Source organism: Mesorhizobium sp. M5C.F.Ca.IN.020.32.2.1 (assembly GCF_004023105.1).
Classification (GTDB): Bacteria; Pseudomonadota; Alphaproteobacteria; order Rhizobiales; family Rhizobiaceae; genus Mesorhizobium; species Mesorhizobium wenxiniae.
This window is the reverse complement of the sequence record NZ_RZSX01000479.1, coordinates 1-4,928: the sequence shown is the minus strand read 5'-3', so window position 1 is coordinate 4,928 and position 4,928 is coordinate 1. Positions and strand designations below refer to the sequence as shown.

At 63.8% G+C, this 4,928-nt stretch carries 5 protein-coding genes; 4 read left to right on the top strand and 1 reads right to left on the bottom strand.

Going from position 1 to position 4,928, the window contains the following annotated elements; genetic code table 11:
* Positions 1-686: type 1 glutamine amidotransferase (locus tag EOA86_RS22195; protein WP_128343583.1), on the bottom strand; the 686-nt coding region annotated here is incomplete at its 3' end.
* Positions 687-773: 87 nt separating this feature from the next.
* On the opposite strand from EOA86_RS22195, the gene EOA86_RS22190 reads away from it, so the two are divergent.
* From EOA86_RS22190 to EOA86_RS22175, 4 genes are all read left to right on the top strand, one after another.
* Positions 774-1,421: a hypothetical protein gene (locus EOA86_RS22190; protein ID WP_128343581.1), complete on the top strand. Its 648-nt coding sequence runs from the start codon at positions 774-776 to the stop codon at positions 1,419-1,421.
* A 31-nt stretch (positions 1,422-1,452) separates the two neighbouring features.
* Positions 1,453-2,187, top strand: coding sequence for a 16S rRNA (uracil(1498)-N(3))-methyltransferase (locus EOA86_RS22185; RefSeq protein ID WP_065010790.1), 735 nt, complete (start codon positions 1,453-1,455; stop codon positions 2,185-2,187).
* Positions 2,188-2,349: 162 nt separating this feature from the next.
* The gene (locus EOA86_RS22180) at positions 2,350-3,723 is read left to right on the top strand and encodes a glutamate--cysteine ligase (protein ID WP_128343579.1); all 1,374 of its coding nucleotides are present in this window, start codon (positions 2,350-2,352) and stop codon (positions 3,721-3,723) included.
* Positions 3,724-3,936: 213 nt separating this feature from the next.
* Positions 3,937-4,839 (top strand): DUF937 domain-containing protein, encoded by a 903-nt coding sequence (locus EOA86_RS22175; RefSeq protein ID WP_128343578.1) that lies wholly within the window; start codon positions 3,937-3,939, stop codon positions 4,837-4,839.
* Positions 4,840-4,928: the final 89 nt, after the last annotated feature.

Sequence of the window (4,928 nt, the reverse complement as noted above, 5' to 3'; positions counted from 1 at the left end):
ACCCAGGCGCGGGCAATGGCCAGCCCGGCGGCATCGGCATCCCGTCCGTGATGGGCCATTTCGTCGTCGAGCCGAGTGCTCCAGTCCGGGTGCCGTTCGGCAATGAGCGATGCGAAGGATGAGCTCCAGTCGCGGACCATCGGCCGGTCCGCCTCGAAATGGAACTGAAAGCCATAGACGGCGCGGCCCATGCGAAACGCCTGGTTCTCGGCTACTTCGTTGCCGGCGAGCCGCACGGCACCTTCAGGCAAGGCAAAGGTGTCGTCGTGCCATTCGAAGATGGGGAAATTTTCAGGCAGCGCGGCGAGCACCGGATCGGCCTTCGCCGCCGGAGTGAGCGAGACCTTGTGCCAGCCGAATTCCGAGGCGCCGCCGATCCGGTTCTCGCCGCCGAAGGCGCGCGCGACCAGTTGGCTGCCAAGGCAGATACCGAGCACGGCGCGATCCTTGTTCGCAAAATCGCGCGTCAGGTCGAGCAGTTCAGGGAAATACGGGCAAATCTCGTCGTCCAGCGCATTCTGGGCGCCGCCGAGCACGACCATGGCGTCGTGCGCATCGCTGTCCTGCGGCAGCATCTCGCCACAATAGGGCCGGCGCAGGTCGATATCGGCGCCCGCCTCGACTAGCGCTGCGCCGATCTGGCCAAGGCCCTCACTGTCGAAATTCTGGACCACCAGCACCCGCATTGAAAAACCTGCTGATATGAAAATGATGCGTCGAGCGATATCATGCCGCCGTCATTTCGGCCAAGATGCGTATTCGGGGAGAAAGCTATGCCACTGCAGAACCGCGTAGACCCGTTCGGCGTTCTCCGCGCCGTGCCGGAGCGTGGCCGGTTGATGGGCAATCGCGGTATCATCCATGACCCCGAAACGAAGACGCTGCTGAAAAAGCGCTGGGCACTGCAGGCCTGGATCATCTGCCTCTGTGAATTCCGCGATGTACGGCGCGAGCCGATGGGCCGAAACAGGAACGGTGGCAAGACCGGCTGGACCGAGCTGTTTTTCCTGGACGAGGTCACAGCGCTCTCGGCCGGGCATCGGCCTTGCTTCTTCTGCCGGCGCGAGCGGGCGGGCGACTTCGTCCAGCGCTTCGGCGTGGCCTACGGCATTGCGGAGCCGCGCGCACCGCAGGTTGATAAGCGGCTGCATAAGGAGCGGCTGGCGGCAGGTGGGCGGGCACCGGTCGTATTCGCCGAAGAGCTTGCCGGGTTGCCGGACGGCGCCATGATTGCGGAAGGGGGCAACGCCTATGCGATGCGCGGCCGCAAGGCGCTTCGCTGGTCGTTCGCAGGCTATGGCGATCCGGTGGGGTTCGGTGGTTTTGCCGTCCGTCCTATCCGCCTGCTCACGCCGGCAACCACCATTTCCGTGCTGCGGCAAGGCTACGAACCGGTCTGGCATCCCTCGGCTGAGACTTGACGCCAAGGTTTGGCTCGCCCATTCCTCGGCAATGCGCGCCAATTACAAGATGCAGCGGCTGTTCGTGCCGAACGACCTCGGGCCGGAAGCCGAGTTCGAGGCGAGCCCGCAGCAGGGTCATTACCTGATGCATGTGCTGCGGCTCGGCGAAGGCGCCGAAATCCTGTTGTTCAACGGCCGAGACGGCGAATGGTCGGCGGCAATCGCCGCGAAATCCAAAAAAGCGGTGCGGCTGAAGGTGCTGGCCTTGCAGCGGCCGCAGCCGCCGCTGCCCAATCTCATCTACTGCTTTGCGCCATTGAAGCAGGGTCGGCTCGATTATCTGGTGCAGAAGGCGGTCGAGATGGGCGCCGGCGTCCTGCAGCCGGTCATCACCCAGCACACGCAAGTGGCGAAGCCCGGCATCGAACGCCTGCGCGCCAATGTCGTCGAGGCCGCCGAACAATGCGGCATCCTGGCGGTTCCGGAGGTGCGCGAAGCGGAAAAGTTCGAGCGCCTGCTGGCCGGCTGGGACAAGGAGCGTCGGTTGATCTTCTGCGACGAGGATGCCTCGACCAACAATCCCCTGCCCGCGCTGCAAGCGGTGCGGGAGAAGAAGTTCGGGCTGCTGGTCGGGCCCGAGGGCGGGTTTTCCGACGAGGAACGAAGGATGCTGAGGGTGCTGCCTTTCGTAACCGCCATTCCGCTCGGTCCGCGCATCCTGCGCGCCGACACGGCTGCGGTGGCGGCACTGGCGGTGATACAGGCGACGGTCGGGGACTGGTGAAGATTCTGCCCTTCTCCCCCAGCGGGGCCCTTGCGGGAGAAGAAAGAAGCAGCGTCAATCAATTCCAGTTACCCTGTGGCTCAGGATTTTTCGCTTGATCGCCTACTGACATTTCGTCCATCTAGCGCCGGCGGTCGTCCGACCGCCTGCAGAGGACTTGTAATGGCGCGCGACACAACCGATTTCCGGCCGATCGAAGGCGTCGACGAGCTTGTCGCGCATCTGGCTGAAGGCAACAAGCCGCGCGACAAATGGCGCATCGGCACCGAACACGAGAAATTCCCGTTCTATGTCGACGGCAATGCGCCGGTGCCCTATGGCGGCGAGCACGGTATCCGCGCCATTCTCGAAGGCATGCAGGAAAAACTCGGCTGGGATCCGATCATGGATGCCGGCCGCATCATCGGCCTGGTCGAGCCGACCGGCCAGGGCGCGATCTCGCTGGAGCCCGGCGGCCAGTTCGAACTGTCCGGCGCGCCGCTGGAGACGATCCATCAGACCTGCCGCGAAGGCAATGCGCATCTGGCGCAGGTGCGCGAGATCGCCGAGCCGATGGGCATACGCTTCCTCGGCCTCGGCGGCAGCCCGAAATGGTCACTGGCCGAGACACCGAAAATGCCGAAATCGCGTTACGAGATCATGACGCGCTACATGCCCAAGGTCGGTACCAAAGGACTCGACATGATGTACCGCACCTGCACCATCCAGGTGAATCTCGACTTTGAGAGCGAGGCCGACATGCGCCGCAAGATGCAGGTGTCGCTGAAGCTGCAGCCACTGTCGACGGCGCTGTTCGCCAACTCGCCCTTCACCGAAGGCCGGCCCAACGGATTTCAGAGCTGGCGCGGCGACATCTGGCGCGACACCGACAACCAGCGCTCGGGCCTGCTCGAATTCTGCTTCTCGCCCGATTTCGGCTTCGCCGATTATGTCGAATGGGCGCTCGACGTGCCGATGTATTTCGTCATCCGCGACGGCCAGTACCACGACATGACACACGTCACCTTCCGCCAGTTCATGGCAGGTGCGGCCCGCAACGAGATACCCGAGGGGCTGCCGACGATGGGCGATTGGGCGAACCATCTGTCGACGCTGTTCCCCGACGTGCGATTGAAGCGTTTCCTTGAGATGCGCGGCGCCGATGGCGGACCGTGGCGGCGCATCTGCGCGCTGCCGGCCTTCTGGGTCGGGCTGCTCTATGACGCGGCGGCGCTCGACGCGGCCGAGGCGCTGACCTCGAGCTGGAGCTATGAAGAGGTGCTGGCGATGCGCAACGCCGTGCCGGAACAGGGGGTTTCGGCGCCGTTCCGCAACACGACACTGCGCGAGATCGCCCGCGACGTGCTTGTCATCTCGCGCATGGGGCTGAAGAACCGCGGCCGCAAGAACCGCGACGGCTATGATGAAACGTCGTTCCTCAGCACGCTGGACGAAGTGGTCGCGCGTGGCACGACAAGCGCCGAAGAGCTGCTCTCCGCCTATCATACGCGCTGGGGCGGCTCGATCGAGCCGGTGTTCATGGAATATGCGTACTAGCCGTTTGCTATCCGGTTGGCCGACAGCTCAGGAACAGTCGCCTCAGTTAGTAATGGAAACGAATTAGACTAGAGCGCCGCGCGCCCTGGTGGACGCGCAAAGGACGCTCTGACTCTCTTTAAGCTACCGCATCGTGCTTTCCGAAAATCGATTCCGATTTTCGGGCCGATGCGGTAGGCTCTCCTACGAGGATCTTCCCGGAGGAGAAAAACAATGCCTTCCTTGTTCGACATCCTGGCGCAGGCTCAGAACGGCAACGGCATGCAGATCCTGGCCCAACAGTTCGGGCTGTCGCAGCAGCAGACGCAATCGGCGATCGAGGCGCTGCTGCCGGCTTTTTCACAGGGGCTGAAGCGCAACACATCCGATCCTTACGGGCTCGGCGCGTTCATGACGGCAATGGCCAGCGGCCAGCACGCCAAATATTTCGAGGACGCAAGCCGGGCTTTCTCGCCGCAGGGCGTCGATGAAGGCAACGGCATTCTTGGCCACCTGTTCGGCTCGAAAGAGCTGTCCCGCGCCGTTGCCAGCCAGGCTGCGCAGGCGAGCGGCGTCAGCCAGCAGGTTTTGCAGCAGATGCTGCCGGCCGTGGCTTCAATGGTGATGGGCGGACTGTTCAAGCAGACTACAGATCAAATGCAGGCAGCAGGCGGATTCGGCGGCGGCAGCAATCCGCTCGGCGAGATTATCGAGCAGATGATGCGGCAGGGCGGCGCGCAAGCGCCGGCACCACAGCAGCGCCAGGCGCCCGGCCCGATGGACAATCCACTCGGCAAGGTGCTGCAGGACATGTTCGGCGGCGGCGCGCAGCAGCAGCCGCAAACCCAGCCGCAGCAGGCGCCCAGTCCCTACGGCGACAATCCGCTCGGCAAGATGCTGCAGGATATGTTCGGCGGTGGTGCGCAACAGCCGCAGCAGCCTCAGCCGCAGCCTCGTCAGGCGCCCCAGCAGCGCCCGGCGCCACAGCCGCCGGCCAATCCGAGCGGCAGGCCAAGGAATCCGTTCGACGATTTGTTCGGCAAGATGTTCGAGACGGGCGCGCAGCAGCGCGACGATTACCTGAAGGGCGTCGAATCGATCTTCGACCAGTTCAAGCGAGGAATGGATCGCCGGTAACCCGACGAGGCTGCCGGCATCTGATCTTCAGCGTTGATCTAAGAAAATGCCCGGTCCTTGTGAGAACCGGGCAGTGTGCAGGCGGGCCG

Bases quoted from the DNA above. Each gene is read 5' to 3' on its own strand.
- EOA86_RS22190 (WP_128343581.1), top strand. From the start codon at position 774: ATGCCACTGCAGAACCGCGTAGACCCGTTCGGCGTTCTCCGCGCCGTG.
- EOA86_RS22185 (WP_065010790.1), top strand. From the start codon at position 1,453: ATGCGCGCCAATTACAAGATGCAGCGGCTGTTCGTGCCGAACGACCTC.
- EOA86_RS22180 (WP_128343579.1), top strand. From the start codon at position 2,350: ATGGCGCGCGACACAACCGATTTCCGGCCGATCGAAGGCGTCGACGAG.
- EOA86_RS22175 (WP_128343578.1), top strand. From the start codon at position 3,937: ATGCCTTCCTTGTTCGACATCCTGGCGCAGGCTCAGAACGGCAACGGC.